This window comes from Cupriavidus sp. UYPR2.512, from assembly GCF_000379565.1.
Classification (GTDB): Bacteria; Pseudomonadota; Gammaproteobacteria; order Burkholderiales; family Burkholderiaceae; genus Cupriavidus.
The window spans coordinates 1-1,125 of record NZ_KB903136.1; the positions used below are offsets into that span (position 1 = coordinate 1).

A 1,125-nucleotide genomic window follows, 5' to 3' on the forward strand; every position below is an offset into this window, starting at 1 on the left:
TGGTGACGTCACCGCGCCGACCTATGCCGAGCTCTATGCCAAAAATCGCTACCCACTACATCTAGTAGGTTTGGGAGCTAACCGGATAAGCACGGAATGAACCTTTTCCAGGCGAAATTGCCCTCTCATTCGCGAACGCCTGCAGGTACCGAAGGACGTAGCACGGGGTGCAGTAACCAATGCAAACGGACAAGTCTTACTCGCGACGAATGCCTGGAGGCAATCGGCGCCACATTCGATGGAGCTAAGACCCGGGTAAAAGAGCGGCGACGGGACTTTCGTGGGGAAGACGAATCCGAACCGTCATATAGTTCTGACACAATCTTTCGTGTCCACAAAGATGGAGCACAGGCTGCCCGCTGATAACCCTTCGGTTTGTCGACCACGCAGACACGTTGGGTGAAAGAAGCAGATGCCGGCTTTCTCTCATACCTAGAGACACAAATTCATACAACCGGGAAAAATGCGCAACATGACATCCAACCTGTTATCTCTACTGCCATCACTATTGCCTGCCGCGGTAGCCTGGGCCGAGAGTATGGCCGAACCAGTAATCCGGAACGGAAGCGCACTAACCGAACAAGGTCTATCGGTCGCTAGTGCCGTTGGTGTTGCTATGCCCGAACGTATCCACATCGCAATTGTCGATACTCTCCCGATGCCTGCGGATGAGACACTGCGGAATGTCGCCTGTTCAACAGGATTGTTTGGTCCGGATACGGTTGGATTGACACTAGGGTACGCCATATTGATTGCGAAAGGTCATGCCACACGGCGCTTGCTCACGCATGAGTTCCGGCATGTTCATCAGTATGAACAAGCTGGCTCAATTGAGAGCTTTCTCCCTGCATACCTGGCTGAGATCGCGACCTTTGGCTACGTCAATGCGCCGCTTGAAATCGACGCGCGCGACCACGAGCTTCTCTGAGAGAGGGGCGCCCCGCCGGCAAAGTGAAATGATAATGGCTACCGCTATTCGCGGTGCCGCTGAAAATGATCAAGGTGCAGGCAAAGTGCCGAGCCACTGTCTGAAGAGGTGGCGCCGGAAATTCGGACAGTCGGATAAATGGAAGAGCTGGGGTCTGAGCCGGCCATAATGGCGGGCAGAAAGGACCTCAGAAGATG

At 54.2% G+C, this 1,125-nt stretch carries 1 protein-coding gene; it reads left to right on the forward strand.

Translation table 11 applies throughout. From position 1 onward, the window contains the following. The first annotated feature begins 472 nt into the window (after positions 1 to 472). Positions 473 to 928 carry a hypothetical protein gene (locus A3A5_RS0123480; RefSeq protein ID WP_026201042.1) on the forward strand — a complete coding sequence of 152 codons (456 nt, stop codon included), beginning with the start codon at positions 473 to 475 and terminating at the stop codon, positions 926 to 928. Positions 929 to 1,125: the final 197 nt, after the last annotated feature.